Source organism: Bacillus sp. MYb78, from assembly GCF_002975115.1.
Classification (GTDB): Bacteria; Bacillota; Bacilli; order Bacillales; family Bacillaceae_G; genus Bacillus_A; species Bacillus_A cereus.
Genome location: NZ_PCOB01000018.1, coordinates 25,733 through 46,731 on the forward strand (window position 1 = coordinate 25,733; position 20,999 = coordinate 46,731).

Consider the following 20,999-nt stretch of genomic DNA (forward strand, 5'->3'; position numbering starts at 1 on the left):
TTAAGGGAATAAAATGGTATTTACTAAGGTTTTCCAGGATAATATGCTATCAATTTTTCAAATTCAGATAACATTCAGGACTGAAGGTAAAGAAAGTAAAAGTAGACAACGCTTGACAATGAAAATTACGATAGATACAATGAGAATGTATATTTTTTCTTATATACGATATACTCTTCTCAAGAAGAGAAGTAATATTCGGAGTAAGGTTTAAAACTTACCGAAATAATAATATGACATTTTAATTGTGAAATGAAGAAAGTCCCTTAAAAAAGCGGGACGACGGTCTTTGCTGTATGTTGTAATTTAATGTACATGCCGACAGTCTTTTTTCATTCATAGCAAGGGGAGGTGAAATCATGAGTAGTACAGTTTGGATACTCATCTCCATTTTGCTTGCAACAACAGTCGGTGCAGTTGTTGGCTTTTTTGTTCGAAAGTCTATTGCTGAAGCGAAGATTAATGGTGCGGCTAATGAAGCGAAACGTATTCTAGACGAAGCGAATCGTGAGGCTGAAGCACTTAAGAAAGAAGCGCTTTTAGAAGCAAAGGATGAAATTCATACACTTCGTACAGAAGCTGAATTAGAAATTCGTGACCGTAGAAGCGAATTACAAAAACAAGAAAATCGTTTAATGCAAAAAGAAGAGAACCTTGATCGTAAAGACGAAACGCTCGATAAACGCGAGCAGCAGTTAGAGAAGAAAGAGGATTCTCTTGTAGCGAGACAACAACAGATTGAAGAGTTGGAAAGCAAAGTGGGAGAGTTAGTTCAAAAGCAACAAACAGAATTAGAGCGCATTTCCAATCTGACACGCGAACAAGCGAAAGCAATTATTCTTGGTAAAGTAGAAAATGAAGTTTCTCATGAAATCGCTGTTATGGTAAAAGAAAGTGAAGTTCGCGCGAAAGAAGAAGCGGATAAGAAAGCAAAAGAGATTTTATCTCTTGCAATGCAAAGATGTGCAGCTGATCATGTTGCTGAAACAACCGTTTCGGTTGTAAATCTTCCAAATGACGAAATGAAGGGACGTATTATCGGGCGTGAAGGTCGTAATATTCGTACGTTAGAAACGTTAACGGGTATTGACTTAATTATCGATGATACACCAGAGGCGGTAATCCTTTCTGGATTCGATCCAATTCGTCGTGAAACAGCTCGTATCGCTCTTGATAAACTAGTACAGGACGGACGTATTCACCCAGCGCGTATTGAAGAGATGGTCGAAAAATCAAGACGTGAAGTGGACGAGTATATTCGTGAAGTCGGAGAGCAAACAACGTTTGAAGTGGGTGTTCATGGATTACACCCAGATTTAATTAAAATTTTAGGTCGTTTAAAATACCGTACAAGTTATGGACAAAACGTCTTAAAACACTCTATGGAAGTTGCATATTTAACTGGACTTATGGCAGCAGAGCTTGGCGAGGATGAAAAACTAGCAAGACGTGCTGGTCTATTACATGATATCGGAAAAGCGATTGACCATGAAGTAGAAGGTAGCCACGTTGAAATTGGTGTTGAACTCGCAACGAAATATAAAGAGCATCCTGTAGTTATAAACAGTATCGCATCTCACCATGGTGACACAGAACCAACTTCTATCATTGCAGTTTTAGTTGCAGCAGCAGATGCTTTATCAGCTGCAAGACCGGGAGCTCGTAGTGAAACGCTTGAAAACTACATTCGTCGTCTTGAAAAGTTAGAAGAGATTTCAGAGTCTTATGAAGGCGTTGAAAAATCATTTGCAATTCAAGCAGGACGTGAAGTTCGTATTTTGGTAAAACCAGATACAATCGATGATTTAGAAGCTCATCGTTTAGCTCGTGATATCCGAAAACGTATTGAAAATGAACTGGATTACCCAGGACATATTAAAGTAACTGTTATTCGTGAAACACGTGCAGTGGAATACGCAAAATAAAGTGGTGAAATACCACTTTATTTTTTTGTGTTGGAATTGGATAAAATAAAGACAGTTAGTTATATAGCGTAAAAGTGAAACAAACTTATAATAAACATATTATAAGGAATTTCCTTAATGCTATAGCAATAAAAAATGCAGTACATAGAAAGGGTAAGACATATGAGAATATTATTTGTTGGGGATGTAGTAGGATCTCCTGGTAGAGGTATGATTCAACAATACGTACCGGCATTAAAGAAAAAATATACACCTACAGTAACAATCATTAATGGAGAAAACGCAGCAGGTGGCCGTGGGATTACAGAAAAAATATATCGAAACTTTTTAGAATGTGGGGCGCAAGCAGTTACACTTGGAAACCACGCTTGGGATAATCGTGAAGTATTTGAATTCATCGATGATGCAAAATATCTTGCAAGACCAGCTAACTTCCCAGAAGGAACTCCAGGAAAAGGACTTATCTTTGTGAACTGTAATGGAACAGAAGTTGCAGTTATTAACTTACAAGGACGTACTTTCCTTCCTCCGATTGATTGTCCATTCCGTAAAGTGGATGAATTAATTAATATTGCGAAAAAACGTACGAATATTATCTTTGTTGATTTCCATGCGGAGACTACAAGTGAAAAACAAGCGCTAGGTTGGTATGTAGATGGGCGTGCTACAGCAGTAGTAGGTACGCATACGCATGTCCCTACAGCAGATAACCGTATTTTACCAAGCGGAACAGCATACATTACAGATGTTGGGATGACAGGGCCATATGACGGAATATTAGGTATGGACAGAGAAGCAGTATTGAAGAAGTTTTTAACAAACTTACCAGTACGATTTGAAGTAACAAATGGCAGAACGCAATTAAGTGCAGTGTTAATTGATGTGGATCCAAATACAGGAAAAGCAAAGAAAATTGAGCGCATTTTAATTAATGACGATCAACCATTTTTTGAGTAAATTTCCGTTAAATTTTAGATAAGTTATTATATTTTAATTTTTTAGAAAAATTACGAAAATTTAGCAGGAATACGCGCCATTCCTCGTGAATATAAGTTAAAGTGAAATAATTGCTAATACTTTTTAAAGAAACGAGGAGGAAACGCGGAATGGAAATATTAAAAGTTAAAGCAACGTCGGTCCCTAATTCTGTAGCTGGTGCACTTGCAGGTGTTATTCGCGAACGCGGAACAGCAGAAATTCAAGCTATTGGTGCAGGTGCATTGAACCAAGCGGTAAAGGCAGTAGCAATCGCAAGAGGATTTGTAGCGCCTAGTGGTTTGGACCTGATTTGTATCCCAGCGTTTACAGATATTATGATTGATGGCGAAGAGCGTACAGCAATAAAATTAATTGTAGAACCTCGTTAAGTTTTAAACAACCTGTTTGCAGTATGCAAACAGGTTGTTTTTATAATGGAGGAATGAAAATGAAAATTTTTGATGCTCATTGTGACGTGCTTCTTCAGTTATGGAGTGCACAAGGGAAAAGGAATTTTAACGATGATTCACAATTACATATTACATTTGAACAGTTAAAGAGAAGAAAAGGAAGTATACAATGTTTTGCTATATATGTACCAGAAACAGTGGCATATGAAAACCGATTTGAAGCAGCATTACAAATGGTAGATATTTTTTATAATGAAATTTTATCCCTATCGGGTGTAAAGTTTATTCAGACAAAAGAGGATATTAACATGTTAAAACAGGACGAGGTTGGAGCGATATTAACACTAGAAGGATGCGAAGCAATTGGAAAAGAAGCAATGAAATTACGGTTGTTGTATCGCCTAGGAGTACGTTCTTTTGGACTAACATGGAATTATGCCAATCTCTTAGCTGATGGTGCGCTAGAGACACGTCGGGCGGGTTTAACGAATTTTGGTAAACAGGTTGTACAAGAACTGAATGCGCTACATGTATGGACTGATGTGTCTCATCTGAATGAAAGAAGTTTTTGGGATGTTATAGAGATTGCAAAAAATCCTATTGCTTCCCACTCAAATTGTATGAAACTTTGCGAGCACCCACGTAATTTAAACGATGAACAACTTAAAGCTCTTATAAAGAAAAATGGCATGATCGGTGTCACTTTTGTACCGCAGTTTCTAACGAATGAAAATGAAGCAAATATAACAGATATAGTAAGACATATCGAATATATTTGTTCATTAGGTGGAGAGTACAATATAGGATTTGGTTCAGATTTTGATGGGATTTTAGAAACAGTTGTAAATGTATCAGCTTATCGAGATTATGAAAATGTAATGAATGAGCTTTGTAAACACTATTCTGCATCTACTGTAGAGCGATTTTTATATGAAAATTTTGTTGAACATATAAGCTTTTAAGATTTTTGTTTTAAAAATACAGAAAACTCGGAATTAATTCATTTGATTTTATTGCTTTTTTTAAGACCTAATACTAGAATGAAAAACAAAATAGCTTTATACTAAAGATTCAGGGAAATCAGAAGAGGCATAATTTGCGTCCGTTGTAGTTTATTTGCATAAAAAATGCTAAACTATTACTGTAAAAAAATACACTACAATGAATGCAGCCAAAAGGGGTGTAGGAGATGATTAGTCAACTTTCATGGAAAGTTGGAGGCCAACAAGGTGAAGGAATTGAAAGTACAGGAGAAATCTTCTGTATTGCATTAAACCGATTAGGATATTACCTATACGGTTACCGCCACTTCTCATCACGTATAAAAGGCGGCCATACAAATAATAAAATTCGTGTAAGTACAACAGAAGTACGCGCGATCTCAGATGATTTAGATATTTTAATTGCTTTTGACCAAGAAACAATTGATTTTAACTTCCACGAACTACGTCCAGGTGGAATTGTAGTTGCGGATGCGAAATTTAATCCAACAATACCCGACAATACAGATGTAAATCTATATGTGATACCGTTTACAGATATTGCTTCAGAATTAGGCACATCATTAATGAAAAACATGGTTGCTGTTGGAGCATCAAGTGCAGTATTAGGATTAGACGAAACAGCTTATTTAGATGTTGTTGAAGAAATCTTTGGTCGTAAAGGAGAGCAAGTCGTTCAAAAGAATATGGACGCAATTAAACGCGGCTCTCAATATATGAAAGAATTACTAGGTGAGAAAGTAAACATGATGCAGCTTGAAAAAGCTGATGGTAAAAAACGCATGTTTATGATTGGAAACGATGCAATCGCATTTGGTGCGGTAGCTGGTGGTGCTCGTTTTATGTCAGCATACCCAATCACACCTGCATCAGAAATTATGGAATACTTAATTAAAAAATTACCGAAAGTCGGCGGAACAGTAATTCAAACTGAGGATGAAATTGCAGCTTGTACAATGGCAATCGGCGCAAACTATGCTGGTGTTCGTACATTAACTGCATCTGCTGGTCCTGGTCTGTCATTAATGATGGAAGCAATCGGTTTAGCAGGTATTACAGAAACCCCATTAGTAATTGTTGATACACAACGTGGTGGTCCAAGTACGGGATTACCAACGAAACAAGAACAGTCTGACTTAATGGCGATGATTTACGGTACGCATGGTGAAATTCCAAAAATCGTAATGGCGCCAAGTACAGTTGAAGAAGCTTTCTATGACATTGTAGAAGCATTTAACTTATCTGAAGAATATCAAGTTCCTGTTATTTTCTTAACAGATTTACAGCTTTCGTTAGGAAAACAAACAGTAGAACCACTTAAATTAGATAAAGTGGAAATCCGTCGTGGTAAGCTTGATTTAGAAGCAGAATTACCAGAACGTGAAAATAAAGCATACTTCAAGCGTTATGAAGTAACTGAAGACGGCGTTTCGCCGCGTGTTTTACCTGGTATGAAAAATGGTGTTCACCATGTTACAGGTGTAGAACATGATGAAACTGGAAAGCCATCGGAATCAGCAATAAACCGTAAAGATCAAATGGACAAACGTTTCCGTAAAATGGAGAACTTGAAGTTTAATACCCCTGTTTATAAAAATGTTAAGCATGAAGAAGCAGATGTATTGCTTGTTGGATTTAACTCAACTCGTGGTGCGATCGAAGAGGCAATGACGCGTTTAGAACAAGAGGGTATGAAAGTAAACCATGCTCATGTGCGTTTAATTCACCCGTTCCCAACAGCTGAAATCGATCCACTTGTGAAAAAGGCGAAGCGTGTTGTAGTAGTAGAAAACAATGCAACAGGTCAGCTTGCTAACATTATGAAAATGAATCTTGGTAATGGTGAGAAAATTTCTAGTCTTTTAAAATATGATGGAAACCCATTCTTGCCGAAAGAGATTTACAACGAATGCAAAAAAGGGGTTGTATTAAATGGCAACATTTAAGGACTTTCGTAACAGTGTAAAGCCAAACTGGTGCCCAGGTTGCGGAGACTTCTCAGTGCAAGCTGCAATTCAACGTGCAGCAGCTAACGTTGGCTTAAATCCAGATGAACTTGCTGTTATTTCTGGTATCGGCTGTTCAGGCCGTATTTCAGGTTATATTAATTCATATGGTGTGCATAGTATTCATGGTCGTGCCCTTCCAATTGCACAAGGTGTGAAAATGGCAAATCGTGATTTAACAGTTATCGCTTCAGGTGGTGACGGTGATGGATTTGCGATTGGTATGGGACATACAATCCATTCTATTCGTCGTAATATCGACATTACGTACATCGTAATGGATAACCAAATTTACGGGTTAACAAAAGGGCAAACTTCACCACGTAGTGAAGCGGGATTTAAAACGAAAAGCACACCACAAGGTTCAATTGAACCATCACTAAATGTAATGGAAATGACTTTAACAGCTGGTGCGACATTTGTGGCGCAAAGCTTTTCGAGTGATTTAAAAGAATTAACACAAATTATTGAAGCTGGTATTAACCATAAAGGATTTTCATTAATTAACGTATTCAGTCCATGTGTTACTTATAATAAAGTAAATACTTACGATTGGTTTAAAGAGAACTTAACGAAACTAAGCACAGTAGAGGGATATGATTCATCTAATCGCATGATGGCTATGCAAACGTTAATGGAAAATAACGGTTTAGTAACAGGTTTGATTTATCAAAATACTAAGCAACCATCATATCAAGAACTTGTTAAAGGCTATAGTGAAGAGCCTTTAGTGAAATCTGATTTAAATATGGATCAGAAAATGTTTGATGAGCTTGTTGCTGAATTTATGTAATGTAAGAAGAGGAGGTTGCCGATTTGGCAACCTTTTTATGTGCAAAAAATATAGGGTAGTTTTATTTACTTAGAAAATTCAGAATGGTAAAATAATATGTAAATCGTTGTATGAAAATGGCAAGTTCATTGCTTATGAAATGTAAGATAATAAAGGGCCTCTGAATTGTTAAAATTGGCGAAACACGTCATACTATGGTAATGTTTATAGGGATAAAGCAATATGCTTTTGGGTAGGACAACAAGAAATGATAAAAAGGGAATGTCTATTTGCGTGGGGAAGACTTCATTCTTATGAATGATTAGATTGATTACTCAAGTTTCAAAGGACAAGTTATCTCCAAGCTATCTAACCATTTTTGAGGTGAGTCTAAGCGCATTAAAATGGACTATAGAGTGTGTATAGTTAAGGGTGAAAGGAGATTACCGATGAACGAGCAACAACGATTAGCAAGTCAACAAGCAAATTCCTCTACGAAAAAAGAAGAGAAAGATTATAGTAAATACTTTGAAAGTGTATATCAACCACCTTCCTTAAAGGATGCGAAAAAGCGCGGGAAAGAAGAAGTTAAAATTGAACGGGATTTTGGATTACCTGAAGAGTTTCGCAATTTTGGTACAGGCCGAAAGTTCTATATTCGTACATATGGTTGTCAAATGAATGAGCATGATACGGAAGTAATGGCAGGTATTTTCACAACACTTGGATATGAACCAACTTTTTCAACTGAGGATGCAGATGTAGTTTTATTAAATACTTGTGCGATTCGTGAAAATGCTGAAAATAAAGTGTTTGGTGAACTAGGCCATTTAAAGTCACTCAAACGAAGAAATCCGGACCTTTTAATTGGTGTATGTGGTTGTATGTCTCAAGAAGAATCTGTTGTAAATAAAATTATGCAAAAAAATCAGCATGTAGATATGGTGTTTGGAACGCATAATATTCATAGATTACCGTACATTCTAAAAGATGCGATGTTCTCGAAGGAAACGGTAGTTGAAGTATGGTCAAAGGAAGGCGACGTAATTGAAAACCTTCCGAAAGTACGTCGTGGTGATATTAAAGCTTGGGTAAATATTATGTATGGCTGTGATAAGTTCTGTACGTATTGTATTGTACCGTATACACGCGGAAAAGAGCGAAGTAGACGTCCAGAAGATATTATCCAAGAGATTCGTCATTTAGCTGCAAATGGTTATAAAGAAATTACGTTACTTGGACAAAACGTAAATGCATATGGTAAAGACTTTGAAGATATAGAATACGGTCTTGGCGATTTAATGGACGAACTTCGTAAAGTTGATATTGCCCGTATTCGTTTTACAACGAGCCATCCACGTGATTTCGATGATCACTTAATTGAAGTGCTTGGCAAAGGTGGCAACCTAGTAGAACATATCCATTTACCAGTTCAATCTGGAAGTACAGATATGTTGAAAATTATGGCGCGTAAATATTCACGTGAGCATTATTTAGAACTTGTAAGAAAAATTAAAGAAGCAATTCCAGATGCAGTATTAACAACAGATATTATCGTTGGTTTCCCAAATGAAACAGATGAGCAATTTGAAGAAACGATGTCGTTATATCGTGAAGTAGGATTTGATACTGCCTTTACATTTATTTATTCTCCTCGCGAAGGTACACCAGCTGCAAAAATGAAAGATAATGTACCGATGGAAGTAAAGAAAGAACGTCTTCAACGCTTAAATACACTAGTAAATACGTTGGCAATTGAAAAGAATAGTCGTTATAAAGGTCAAATTGTAGAAGTGTTAGTTGATGGGGAAAGTAAAAATAATCCGGAAGTACTTGCAGGTTATACTCGTACGAATAAACTTGTAAACTTCGTCGCTTCAAAATCTTTAATTGGTCAGCTTGTGAAAGTAAAAGTAACGGAAGCAAAAACTTGGTCTCTTAACGGGGAATTAGTTGAAGAGCCGATTGAGGTGAAATAATAGATGAAAGTATATTCGAAAGATGACATTGTTGAACAAGCGAAAGAATTAGCAAAAATGATTTCTGAAACAGAAGAAGTTGATTTTTTTAAGAAAGCAGAGGCGCAAATTCATAAAAATGAAAATGTAAAGCGCGCAATCGATGAAATTAAAGCACTGCAAAAACAAGCAGTAAACTTGCAGCATTACGGGAAGTGGGAAGCTTTAAAAAAGGTAGAAGCTGAAATTGATGCATTGCAAGATAAGTTAGACAGTATTCCAGTCGTACAAGAATTTAAATCTTCACAAACATACGTAAATGACTTATTACAGTTAGTTGCTAGTACAATTTCTAACAACGTAACAGATGAAATATTAATTTCAACTGGTGGCGATGTACTTAAGGGTGAAACTGGCGCAGCGGTAGAAAGTAAAAAAGGAAATTGTGGTTGTTAAAGAGATGTCATATTGACATCTCTTTTTTTTTAGTTGATTAAACGTAAGTTCTTCTCAAAAAAAGAATGACACATTCCGCTATTGTCACGCATATGATTAAGTGAATAGTGATTGAGGAGGGTTACGAATGTCCGAATTTAGAGAGATTATTACAAAAGCAGTGGTTGGAAAAGGACGTAAGTATACAAAGTCAACGCATACATGTGAATCGAATAATGAACCAACAAGTATTTTAGGGTGCTGGGTAATTAACCACTCGTACGAAGCAAGAAAGAATGGGAAGCATGTGGAAATTGAAGGTTTCTATGATGTGAACACTTGGTATTCATTTGATGGAAATACAAAGACTGAAGTTGTAACAGAACGCGTGAACTACACGGACGAAGTCAGCATTGGTTATCGTGATAAAAACTTTTCTGGTGACGATTTAGAAATTATTGCTCGTGTTATTCAGCCACCAAATTGTTTAGAAGCGCTTGTATCACCAAACGGTAATAAAATTGTTGTAACTGTAGAACGTGAATTTGTAACAGAAGTAGTTGGAGAAACGAAAATTTGTGTAAGTGTAAATCCTGAAGGCTGCGTAGAATCAGATGATGATTTCCAAATTGCTGATGATGAATTTGAAGAATTAGATCCGAACTTTATCGTTGATGCAGAAGAAGAGTAATAGAAAGCTAGGGAGAAGTTCTTCCTAGCTTTTTACTTTACATAAGTGGCGCTGAATGAACATGATTCTTTATGAAATATGTTATAATGAAGATAGACTCCTGAAATAGGAGATATGGATGTCCGTGAAATGTGACATATATGAAAATTGATTACTATGTAAGAATTATGGAGGAAAAGTATGACGCAATATACCCCTATGATACAGCAATATTTAAAGGTTAAGGCAGACTATCAAGATGCCTTTTTATTTTTCCGATTAGGCGATTTTTATGAAATGTTCTTTGAAGATGCCGTTAAAGCAGCTCATGAGCTTGAGATTACATTAACGAGCCGAGATGGTGGCAGTAGTGATCGTATACCGATGTGCGGTGTACCCCATCATGCAGCTAAAAACTATATTGAACAACTTGTTGAAAAAGGATATAAAGTTGCTGTTTGTGAGCAAGTGGAAGATCCAAAAACAGCTAAAGGTGTAGTGCGCCGTGAAGTAGTACAACTAATTACGCCAGGAACGATGATGGAAGGGCGTACAATTGATGAGAAAGAAAACAACTTCTTAGCCGCATTAACACATTTTGAAGATGGATCATATGCTTTAGCTTGTAATGATTTAACGACTGGACAAAATACAGTAACGTTATTGACTGGTTCAGTAGAAGATATTTTATTGGAAGTGTATGCAACTGGTTCGAAAGAAATTGTTGTAGATTCTTCATTTTCTAAAGATGAATTAAATAAATTAACTGAAACGTTAAAAATGACAATTTCATATGAAGATGCAACGGCAATTCCTGAAGGATTAGAACATCTTGTGAAAAATGTTTCGCAAGCAAAGTTAATTAAAGCAATTGGACGCTTATTTAACTATGTGATAAGAACGCAAAAACGTTCATTAGATCATTTACAACCTGTAGAAATTTATTATACGAATCAATTTATGAAAATTGATGTGCATTCAAAGCGAAATTTAGAGCTGACGGAAACACTTCGAACGAAAGAAAAAACAGGATCATTATTATGGCTATTGGATAAAACAAAAACAGCTATGGGTGGTCGTATGTTAAAACAGTGGATGGAACGTCCACTTATTCAGAAAGAAAAAGTTGAAGAGCGTTTAGAAATGGTTGAAACATTTGTAAATGATTACTTCTTACGTGAAGATTTAAAAGAAAAATTAAAAGAAGTATATGATTTAGAACGTTTAGCAGGAAAAGTTGCATTTGGTAATGTTAATGCAAGGGACTTATTACAGTTAAGACGATCTTTACTTCAAGTGCCAGCTATTTTAGAAGCGATTAGTTTGTTAGATAATGCTTATGCAGCAAGGTTAATTCAAGGGGCGGATCCATGTGAGAGCTTAACTGAATTACTAGGAAGAAGTATTCAAGAAAACCCACCGCTTTCTATTAAAGATGGAGATATTATTAAAGACGGTTATAATGACAAGCTTGATCAATATCGTTACGTTAGTAAAAACGGAAAAACGTGGATCGCTGAGCTTGAAAAACGAGAGCGTGATATTACAGGAGTTAAATCGTTAAAAATCGGGTACAATCGTATTTTCGGCTACTACATTGAAGTGACGAAGGCGAATCTTGCAGCACTTCCAGAAGGCCGCTACGAACGAAAACAAACGCTTGCTAATGCTGAACGTTTCATTACAGATGAACTGAAAGAAAAAGAAACGTTAATTTTAGAAGCAGAAGAAAAAATTGTACAACTAGAATACGATTTATTTACAGCGCTTCGTGAAGAAGTAAAAGTATTTATTCCGAAATTACAACATTTAGCAAAAGTAATTAGTGAATTAGACGTACTGCAAAGTTTTGCGACAGTTAGTGAAGAAGAACAGTTTGTAAAACCTGTACTAACAACGAAGCGTGAAATCTTTATTAAAGATGGTCGTCATCCTGTCGTTGAAAAAGTATTGAACGGGAAATTGTATGTACCGAATGATTGTATTATGCCAGAGAAGATGGATGTCTTTTTAATTACAGGACCGAACATGTCTGGTAAAAGTACGTATATGAGACAATTAGCACTTGTAACTGTTATGTCGCAAATCGGTTGTTTCGTACCAGCAACAGAAGCAGTATTACCTGTATTTGATCAAATCTTTACGAGAATTGGTGCAGCGGATGATTTAATATCAGGTCAAAGTACATTTATGGTCGAAATGTTAGAAGCGAAAAATGCAATTGCAAACGCATCAGAAAGAAGTTTAATTTTATTCGATGAAATTGGACGAGGTACATCTACGTATGATGGTATGGCACTTGCACAAGCAATCATTGAACATATTCATGACCAAATTGGTGCAAAAACGTTATTCTCTACGCATTATCATGAATTGACTGTGTTAGAAGAGAGTTTAGATCAACTGAAAAATGTACACGTTTCAGCAATTGAAGAGAATGGAAAAGTAGTATTCCTTCATAAAATTCAAGATGGAGCAGCTGATAAAAGTTACGGAATTCACGTTGCGCAACTTGCAGAGCTTCCAGATAGCTTAATCGCCCGCGCGAAAGAAGTGTTAGCACAACTAGAAGGACAGGAAGAAATTATTATTCCAAAGCGTGTAGAAGTAAAGGTACAAGAAGTTGTTCCAGAACCTGTAGTTGTAAAAGAAGAACCGGCAGAAATACAAGAAAAGAAAGAAGAGACTGAAGAAGAGTCACAACTATCTTTCTTTGGAGGAGACCAATCTTCAAAAAAACAAGACAAGCCTGTGCTTGATCAAAAAGAAAGCGCAGTACTTGCGCAAATTAAAAAAATTGATTTACTTGATATGACACCTTTAGAAGCGATGAACGAATTGTATCGCTTACAGAAGAAGTTAAAGAAAGGATGAGTAAGTAGATGGGGAAAATTCGCAAACTCGATGACCAACTCTCTAACTTAATTGCGGCAGGGGAAGTAGTAGAGCGCCCTGCTTCAGTCGTAAAAGAACTTGTGGAAAATTCTATCGATGCGAATAGTACATCTATTGAAATCCACTTAGAAGAAGCTGGGTTATCGAAAATTCGTATCATTGATAACGGTGATGGTATTGCAGAAGAAGACTGTATCGTCGCTTTTGAACGCCATGCGACGAGTAAAATTAAAGATGAAAACGATCTGTTTCGCATAAGAACACTCGGTTTCCGCGGTGAGGCATTGCCGAGTATTGCCTCTGTTAGTGAATTAGAATTAATTACTAGCACAGGTGATGCGCCTGGTACACACCTCATAATTAAAGGTGGAGACATTATAAAACAAGAGAAAACTGCGAGCCGAAAAGGAACAGATATTACAGTACAAAACTTATTCTTTAATACACCAGCGCGTCTTAAATATATGAAAACCATTCATACGGAGCTCGGGAATATTACAGATATCGTGTATCGTATTGCAATGTCACATCCAGAAGTATCGTTAAAACTGTTTCATAATGAAAAGAAATTGCTTCATACATCAGGTAACGGTGATGTAAGGCAAGTACTTGCATCGATTTACAGTATTCAAGTTGCGAAGAAGCTTGTTCCAATTGAAGCTGAATCTTTAGACTTTACAATTAAAGGCTATGTAACATTACCAGAAGTAACAAGAGCATCTCGTAATTATATGTCAACGATCGTAAATGGTCGTTACGTTCGAAACTTTGTACTAATGAAAGCAATTCAGCAAGGATACCATACATTACTGCCAGTCGGCCGGTATCCAATTGGCTTCTTATCGATTGAAATGGATCCAATGCTAGTTGACGTTAACGTACATCCAGCGAAGTTAGAGGTTCGTTTTAGTAAAGAACAAGAATTGCTAAAGCTGATCGAAGAAACATTGCAAGCTGCATTTAAAAAAATACAGCTCATTCCAGATGCAGGCGTAACAACGAAGAAAAAAGAAAAAGACGAAAGTGTGCAAGAACAGTTCCAGTTTGAGCATGCAAAGCCGAAAGAACCATCTATGCCGGACATTGTTTTACCAACTGGCATGGATGCAAAACAAGAAGAACCGCAGGCTGTGAAACAGCCACCACAACTGTGGCAACCGCCGAAACAAGAATGGCAACCACCACAGTCGCTCATAAAAGAAGAACAAAGTTGGCAGCCATCTACTAGACCGATAATTGAAGAACCAATTCGAGAAGAGAAATCGTGGGACAGTAATGAAGAGGACTTTGAACTAGAGGAATTAGAAGAAGAAGTTCGGGAAATAAAAGAGATTGAAATGAATGGGAATGACTTACCACCGCTTTATCCAATTGGACAAATGCACGGAACATATATTTTCGCTCAAAATGATAAAGGCTTATATATGATTGACCAGCATGCCGCGCAGGAACGTATTAATTATGAATACTTCCGTGATAAAGTAGGAAGAGTAGCGCAAGAAGTACAAGAGTTACTTGTACCGTACCGTATTGATCTATCTCTTACTGAATTTTTACGTGTCGAAGAGCAGTTAGAAGAACTAAAAAAAGTCGGGCTATTTTTAGAACAATTCGGCCATCAATCCTTTATCGTCCGCTCGCATCCAACATGGTTCCCGAAAGGACAAGAAACAGAAATTATCGATGAAATGATGGAGCAAGTCGTTAAACTAAAAAAAGTTGATATTAAAAAGTTACGTGAAGAAGCAGCCATCATGATGAGCTGTAAAGCATCCATTAAAGCGAATCAATATTTAACGAACGATCAAATATTTGCCTTACTGGAAGAATTACGTACAACAACAAACCCATACACATGCCCACACGGAAGACCGATTCTTGTGCATCATTCTACTTATGAGTTGGAGAAGATGTTTAAGAGGGTTATGTAGAGTGAATAAAATTACTTTTCAAAAGGGAGCAACATTTACTGTTGCTCCCTTTTAATATGTAGATTTAATTGTTAAACGAAAATAAGGTGGAGTAATTTTGCAGTTTATTTCTTGGTTGCGTTAGCTTAAATTTATCTATGTATAAAAAAGCGCTGTATACAGCACTTTTTAAAAGGTGCATGAATTGTATAATAAAGATTTCTACATTACTAACCAAATAACTATGCATGGCCAAATGTTGCTTCTTATTTGGCTAATTGTTATAAGGATCTATACAATTATTTATTTTTATTATTATTGATTTTTTCAGTGTATAGAACTTGCTCTTTATAGTGCTTCTTAATTGGAAAGTTATGTGTACCTGTCCCGTTCTTGAATTTTTTGTCAATGGGGTTCTTTAGAGGAACTGTTGTAGTTTCAGTAAATTCATATGGGTAATTTATTTTAGATTTATCTTCAAACATGAAAATGCCTCCTTTTAGGATCTCCTAAATTCTTTACTATAACATGATATGCATATAGATATTTTTTGGACTAGTTATTTATATAGGTTAATGGAATTTAATTACATAACTACTGAAACATTTTAAAGGAAAACAATTTGAGAAAGAAATGGTATGAATAGCTGTTGGCTCTTATTGTTGTTTTTTTGTTTGACAGCACAGTGAATTATGTATATAAATTCAATATAGATTGTTTTTATAATATGGTTTATATGGGATTTTCCTGATAATATAATGTGGAATATTATAGTGTTATTAGGTTATTAGGAACATTTAATGCTGTTTCATAACTGAAAGGGAATTGAAAAAAAACTGAAACTTTTCTCATAAAAATTCAATCTAACTTGAAAAATGAAAGGAAAATGAAATTTTCCAAAAGATATTCTTTGTTAAGATAAAAAGCATACATACAAAAAGTATTGACATATCTTAAAAATGTATTTTCAAGATATAGTGGGGGAAAAGATGAGATTAGAAAAACAATTAATAAAAAAAATGTATTATGAAACATTCCTAATGGAGAATGAAACAAAACCAACTCTTGACGTACTTGGACAAGCTTATGTAAACGAAGAAAAAAATGAGATTTCTGATGGGTCTTATATTCGTTTTGCACAAGGTGAATTTTATTATCGTCATCAAGATTTTGAATCAGCTATTTTTAAATGGGAGAAGGTTAGTAATGAATTAGCACCATGGGCACAAAAAAATATTGCGGATGCTTATTTCGAACTTAATCAGTTATCATTTGCTGAAAATATTTATACTTCTATTACCACTGATAATAAAATATTGATGACCGAAATTAGACTACAATTACTTTCTCTTTACATTGAGCAAAATAATTTTGAATCAGCTTTCGGTGTTATTAAAGAAGCAGTTTCTTTAAATCCTGATTATCCGAATGTCACAAAAATTGCCCGTTCCTTTTATGAGGAACAGCAAGATTTTGATAGTGCAGTAGAGCTTGCTGTGAATGAGTTAATTCGCATAGAATCGTATCCTTGGTTTGAGGTGTTAAAAGGATATATCGATAAAGGGTTTACTAAACATATTTCACCAGACTATTTTTATGATGCATTAGCTACATTAAATAATGTAGATCAAGTACAATTTACGCAAATGGTTTCATCACTCTGGAACAGTTATAAAAATGAAAAAAATTACTTATTGTGGCTTAACACAATAAATGAATTTTTCTTACATATTGAAATACATTCGTCCGATATATGGAACAAAGTTTCTGCTCTTTACGAAGAAACGTACTTTGCATTAATTCAAGGTCAATATACGCTTAGACAATTAAATGATATCATACCAAATCTGTTAGCAAATTGGTTAAAGGTAGTCAATCCATCTTATGCTGTATTTCCATCTGCAGCTGTATTGGCATGGGATGAGATTTTCCCTTCCAAAATAGATTCAGCAAATATAGAACATGCGGAAAACTTACTGTCACATTCTATTAATCATGTAAATGGCTTAGAGTACAGCTTACACCTTTTTGAATCTATTACACAATGGGCACAAAAGCACAATATAGAAATAGGTCACCGATTTAAATGGCTAGTTGACGAGCTCGCAGATTTAAGAACAAATCGTATTTTAGTAACGGGAACTTCAGGAAATGGAAAAACTACATTTATTAACTCTATATTAGGAGAAAATATATTAGAAAAATCAATTTCAAATATAGTAGTTTTAAAAAATGATGCTCATATAGAAATAAACGCTATAACAGACTCAGCAATTACAACAACGGAAGATGTCTCTGATTACCATAATATGATGTCTCAGCACCATCAAACATATAGAGATAGAGCGTGTGTTGAATTTAAATTACCATGCAGATTTTTAAATGAAAATAAACTTACATTTGTAGTGACACCTGGCTTTAATAGGAATAACGACACTAGAGATGAAATATTCGAATATTTAAATTCTGTAGACGAATTACTATTCGTATTGAATGCGGATTCACCTTTTACTGATAAAGAACGTGACATTCTATTAAGTATTCAAGAACATACGCCAAATTTACAAATTCATTTCTTATTAAATAAAATCGATAACATTTACAGTGAAGCAGAAGTGAAAAGGGTATTACATGATACGGCAACGAGAATAAACACATATTTCCCGCATGCGAGAATTTTCCCTTATTCTTCGTTATATACAAGTAGTCAACAATTAAATGATTTAACTGAGTTTATTCATTTTAACTTTAATCATAAACATATAGATGCAGAACGTACTGAAAAGTTATTATATTTCATTCGAAAAACAATTACATATCTTTTGGATAAACGTGTTGAGAAAGAAAACAATCTAGTGGATGCTATTAATTGGAATGAAGATATGCTAGTGAAACTAAACGGTAGCATTAATAACCTTACTGCATTTGAGCGGGAAAAAATTCATCTCATTACACAATCATATCGTTCAATGAAAACTGAAATTACAAATGATCTTACTGAAAATATTCCGAAGATATTAAAGAGCTGTTCTAATTTAATTAGTGAAGAAAGTGATTTCGGGCACATGGATACGGAACTAAATAAAGCAATGAATGAAAGAGTGCATAAATATTTAGAACAAACTGTATTACCTAATCTTGCTCTTTCTATGCAAAATTGGATTGCAACTTCTAATAATGAGCTTCTTCAAAGTCAAACGTATTTAGAAGAACTTAGTGAAGGGCTTAATTCACTATTTGGAGAAAATAGAATACAGTTAGAATGTGACTTTAAAGTGCTTGATGACTGGCGCAGAGATACTGACAGGATGACGACTAGAATACAAATGGATGAAGTAAATATTTTACGTCGATTTACGCCAGCACAATTTTTACTGAAAAGTGCCGGTAAATTATTTGGAGTTCTTCCTAAAAATAAATCTATGCTATATAACAAATACAAACAGTATGTAGAAAATGAAGATTATACTGAGGTAACGGCTTCTATTATGAAGAAATTTTTCTTGCAATTTGAGCTGTTTGAAAACACACAAGAGCGAGATATTAATATATTCTTTAGGAATCCATTTAACTCCTTAAAGCAAGCTGTAGAAAACACGCATATAGAAATACAAGAAAAACAAGAGATATTACATAAGATGAAATCAAATCCTGAAATCTATCATGATTCTATCATGCTCTTTGAATTGAGATTGCGTCAATGTGAAGTAATTTTAAATATTGGTAATGATAATACCTATACGGATGTAGCTTTAGAAACAAGCGTAGAATAAAAGAAAAAGGGAGCAACTGTAATAAGTTGCTCCCTTTTTCATATATAGATTATTTTTCTGTTTCTTTAATTTTAGTTTGTACTTCGCCAGTTTTAATTTTATTGCTTTCTGAGAAGCGTAATAAATCGCCTTCAATAATTTTGTCAGACATTCGTAATTCATTTTGGGCACGTTTAATGAGGGCTTGAGCTTCTTTTTTTGGTAAATCTACAATTTCACCTGTTATACGGTCGTAGAAAGTGTTGTTTTTGTATGCATACTTATCTGTAACGAAGCTACCATCACGTAAAACAACAAAGCCAGTATATTCATCTGAAAACATATCATGGCCAAAACGAATATCATTCGTAGAATCAACACCTAATAAATTTAGAATAGTAGGTTTCATATCGATTTGTCCCGTAGGCTTTGAAATAGTTTGACCTTCTGTTTGTCCAGGAATATGAATATATAAAGGCGTACGTTGTAAATTTAAAGTATCAAATTCTGTTATTTGCTCTTTTTCTAAAAACTGTGCCATTGCACGATTATGTTTTTCGGAAATACCATAATGATCACCGTATAACACAATAATAGAATCATCGTAAAGCCCCTCGGCCTTTAGACGTTCAATAAATTTTTTAATTGATTCGTCTAAGTAACGTGCTGTTACGAAGTAACGATCAAATACGCCATTACCAGAGTTGTATGGTTCAATGAATTTTGTATCTTCATCATACGTAAATGGATAATGGTTTGTTAAAGTGAGGAAACGAGCATAGAATGGTTGATTAACAGTTTTTAATATATCTACTGATTGATCAAAGTATTCGATATCTTTTAATCCCCAATTTAAATTTGTTTCTGGTGTAATTTTGTAATCAAGCTCATTATAGTAACGATCATAACCAAGAGCAGAGTACATGATATTACGATTCCAAAATGTTGCGTTATTCGCATGGAATACAGAAGTGAAATAACCTTGCTGACGTAAAATTTCTGGAGTCGCAGTATAATCATTGTTACCGTGTGTGAAGAATACAGCCCCTCGATTTAATGGATACAACGACGTATCGATTAGAAATTCAGAATCGGATGTTTTCCCTTGACCAGTTTGATGGAAAAAGTTATCAAAGTAATAACTTTCATTTATGAATTCATTTAGGAATGGTGTAACTTCTTGCCCATTGACTGATGCTCCTATTAAGAAGGTTTGCAAGGATTCAAGAGTGACTACAATTACGTTTTTTCCTTTCGCTACACCAAACATATTAGGGTTTGGCTCGCTTTGGTTTGCTTTTACGTAGTTTTCAGTTTCTTGTAATTTACTACTATCAGCAAGCGCTTTTTGTGAACCGGCTTTTACTTGCAGTGTTAAGTCATATACTTGGTGAGTATATAAGCCTAAATTTTTGACAAGCATTACTCGGTCGAATGATCTCGTTAATAATTCGGGGCGCTCTTTTTCTGCAAGATGTAGATTCGCAAAGAATACACCAATTGTTAAAAGAAAGTATAACAAGCGTGTAGAATGAGTTACACGTTCGGTTTTAAAGACCAATGATTTCTTTTTTAATAAAATAAAGAAGAAAACAATGTCTACGAATGCGAGTATAATTTTGTAGTTTAATATTTCTATAATACTGCCGCCTAATTGTCCAAAGTTTGAGGTTTGTCCAAGTACTGGTAATGTAACGAAATCACTATAAAAATCATAGAACATTACATTTCCAACGAGTACGATTGTTAATAAGAAATTAATACATAGCGCTATATAATTTCGCTTTTCACCAGTTGAAAATAATGCTAATCCAACAAATGCTAATGATGCGGCTAGAGGACTAATAAACAAAATAAGCTCTTGCGTTGAAGACTCGATTTTTAAATCAAAACTGAATCGCGTAATAAGATATGTTTTTAACCATACTGCTAAAGCCATTATTATAACAAAGCTTATATTTTGCATTTGTAAATTTATTTTATTCTTCATTTTTACACCTTCTTTATACAATTTATTTAACTGAAGTTATATATTATGTTTTTATAACTATTAGAGTGTAATGAACCATTTAGACTCTGTTTTTTAAAGGGAATAATTTGAAGTATTCATATACATACAATGGGGATTTTTAAAGCGTAGTAGCATAAATATAACTCTTTTTGAGAAACGGGCAGAACAAGTCATAGTTGTAGTGAAATTGACTTATAGACATCCTACCATATTAAACACTATGATGATGTTACAAAATATCGAACAAATGAAAGTGAAAATGGATAGAGACTTTTA

At 34.9% G+C, this 20,999-nt stretch carries 14 protein-coding genes; 12 read left to right on the forward strand and 2 right to left on the reverse strand.

What is annotated here, in order from left to right; genetic code table 11:
* Positions 1-359 precede the first annotated feature (359 nt).
* From rny to mutL, 11 genes are all read left to right on the forward strand, one after another.
* Complete coding sequence (rny, locus tag CQ064_RS25175) at positions 360-1,925, forward strand: ribonuclease Y (protein WP_000099769.1); 1,566 nt, start codon at positions 360-362, stop codon at positions 1,923-1,925.
* 162 nt (positions 1,926-2,087) lie between these two features.
* Positions 2,088-2,882, forward strand: coding sequence for a TIGR00282 family metallophosphoesterase (locus CQ064_RS25180; RefSeq protein WP_001221095.1), 795 nt, complete (start codon positions 2,088-2,090; stop codon positions 2,880-2,882).
* 149 nt (positions 2,883-3,031) lie between these two features.
* Positions 3,032-3,292: a stage V sporulation protein SpoVS gene (spoVS, locus tag CQ064_RS25185; protein ID WP_000404341.1), complete on the forward strand. Its 261-nt coding sequence runs from the start codon at positions 3,032-3,034 to the stop codon at positions 3,290-3,292.
* Positions 3,293-3,351: 59 nt separating this feature from the next.
* On the forward strand, positions 3,352-4,275 hold the full coding sequence (locus CQ064_RS25190) for a dipeptidase (protein WP_000688049.1): 924 nt from the start codon (positions 3,352-3,354) through the stop codon (positions 4,273-4,275).
* 227 nt (positions 4,276-4,502) lie between these two features.
* On the forward strand, positions 4,503-6,260 hold the full coding sequence (locus tag CQ064_RS25195) for a 2-oxoacid:acceptor oxidoreductase subunit alpha (protein WP_000625417.1): 1,758 nt from the start codon (positions 4,503-4,505) through the stop codon (positions 6,258-6,260).
* Complete coding sequence (locus tag CQ064_RS25200; protein WP_000190159.1) at positions 6,247-7,113, forward strand: 2-oxoacid:ferredoxin oxidoreductase subunit beta; 867 nt, start codon at positions 6,247-6,249, stop codon at positions 7,111-7,113. The genes CQ064_RS25195 and CQ064_RS25200 overlap by 14 nt, the downstream gene beginning before the upstream one ends.
* A 428-nt stretch (positions 7,114-7,541) precedes the next feature.
* Positions 7,542-9,071: a tRNA (N6-isopentenyl adenosine(37)-C2)-methylthiotransferase MiaB gene (gene miaB / locus CQ064_RS25205; RefSeq protein WP_001005391.1), complete on the forward strand. Its 1,530-nt coding sequence runs from the start codon at positions 7,542-7,544 to the stop codon at positions 9,069-9,071.
* 3 nt (positions 9,072-9,074) lie between these two features.
* On the forward strand, positions 9,075-9,506 hold the full coding sequence (locus tag CQ064_RS25210; protein ID WP_000870460.1) for a YlbF/YmcA family competence regulator: 432 nt from the start codon (positions 9,075-9,077) through the stop codon (positions 9,504-9,506).
* Positions 9,507-9,633: 127 nt separating this feature from the next.
* Positions 9,634-10,176, forward strand: a complete 543-nt coding sequence (gene cotE, locus CQ064_RS25215; RefSeq protein ID WP_001288799.1) for an outer spore coat protein CotE — start codon at positions 9,634-9,636, stop codon at positions 10,174-10,176.
* Between the two features lie 180 nt (positions 10,177-10,356).
* Entirely contained in the window at positions 10,357-13,029 is a 2,673-nt protein-coding gene (mutS, locus tag CQ064_RS25220; RefSeq protein ID WP_000195993.1) for a DNA mismatch repair protein MutS, read from the forward strand.
* Positions 13,030-13,037: 8 nt separating this feature from the next.
* Positions 13,038-14,981, forward strand: a complete 1,944-nt coding sequence (gene mutL, locus CQ064_RS25225) for a DNA mismatch repair endonuclease MutL (protein WP_000516464.1) — start codon at positions 13,038-13,040, stop codon at positions 14,979-14,981.
* A gap of 278 nt (positions 14,982-15,259) precedes the next feature.
* Here mutL and CQ064_RS25230 read toward each other — a convergent pair whose 3' ends face one another.
* Positions 15,260-15,445: a hypothetical protein gene (locus CQ064_RS25230; RefSeq protein ID WP_000461138.1), complete on the reverse strand. Its 186-nt coding sequence runs from the start codon at positions 15,443-15,445 to the stop codon at positions 15,260-15,262.
* 504 nt (positions 15,446-15,949) lie between these two features.
* On the opposite strand from CQ064_RS25230, the gene CQ064_RS25235 reads away from it, so the two are divergent.
* Positions 15,950-18,733, forward strand: a complete 2,784-nt coding sequence (locus tag CQ064_RS25235) for a dynamin family protein (protein ID WP_001235332.1) — start codon at positions 15,950-15,952, stop codon at positions 18,731-18,733.
* A gap of 49 nt (positions 18,734-18,782) precedes the next feature.
* Here CQ064_RS25235 and CQ064_RS25240 read toward each other — a convergent pair whose 3' ends face one another.
* Positions 18,783-20,702: an LTA synthase family protein gene (locus CQ064_RS25240; RefSeq protein ID WP_000791042.1), complete on the reverse strand. Its 1,920-nt coding sequence runs from the start codon at positions 20,700-20,702 to the stop codon at positions 18,783-18,785.
* Between the last annotated feature and the right edge of the window lie 297 nt (positions 20,703-20,999).

Bases quoted from the DNA above. Each gene is read 5' to 3' on its own strand.
- rny (WP_000099769.1), top strand. From the start codon at position 360: ATGAGTAGTACAGTTTGGATACTCATCTCCATTTTGCTTGCAACAACA.
- CQ064_RS25180 (WP_001221095.1), top strand. From the start codon at position 2,088: ATGAGAATATTATTTGTTGGGGATGTAGTAGGATCTCCTGGTAGAGGT.
- spoVS (WP_000404341.1), top strand. From the start codon at position 3,032: ATGGAAATATTAAAAGTTAAAGCAACGTCGGTCCCTAATTCTGTAGCT.
- CQ064_RS25190 (WP_000688049.1), top strand. From the start codon at position 3,352: ATGAAAATTTTTGATGCTCATTGTGACGTGCTTCTTCAGTTATGGAGT.
- CQ064_RS25195 (WP_000625417.1), top strand. From the start codon at position 4,503: ATGATTAGTCAACTTTCATGGAAAGTTGGAGGCCAACAAGGTGAAGGA.
- CQ064_RS25200 (WP_000190159.1), top strand. From the start codon at position 6,247: ATGGCAACATTTAAGGACTTTCGTAACAGTGTAAAGCCAAACTGGTGC.
- miaB (WP_001005391.1), top strand. From the start codon at position 7,542: ATGAACGAGCAACAACGATTAGCAAGTCAACAAGCAAATTCCTCTACG.
- CQ064_RS25210 (WP_000870460.1), top strand. From the start codon at position 9,075: ATGAAAGTATATTCGAAAGATGACATTGTTGAACAAGCGAAAGAATTA.
- cotE (WP_001288799.1), top strand. From the start codon at position 9,634: ATGTCCGAATTTAGAGAGATTATTACAAAAGCAGTGGTTGGAAAAGGA.
- mutS (WP_000195993.1), top strand. From the start codon at position 10,357: ATGACGCAATATACCCCTATGATACAGCAATATTTAAAGGTTAAGGCA.
- mutL (WP_000516464.1), top strand. From the start codon at position 13,038: ATGGGGAAAATTCGCAAACTCGATGACCAACTCTCTAACTTAATTGCG.
- CQ064_RS25230 (WP_000461138.1), bottom strand. From the start codon at position 15,445: ATGTTTGAAGATAAATCTAAAATAAATTACCCATATGAATTTACTGAA.
- CQ064_RS25235 (WP_001235332.1), top strand. From the start codon at position 15,950: ATGAGATTAGAAAAACAATTAATAAAAAAAATGTATTATGAAACATTC.
- CQ064_RS25240 (WP_000791042.1), bottom strand. From the start codon at position 20,702: ATGAAGAATAAAATAAATTTACAAATGCAAAATATAAGCTTTGTTATA.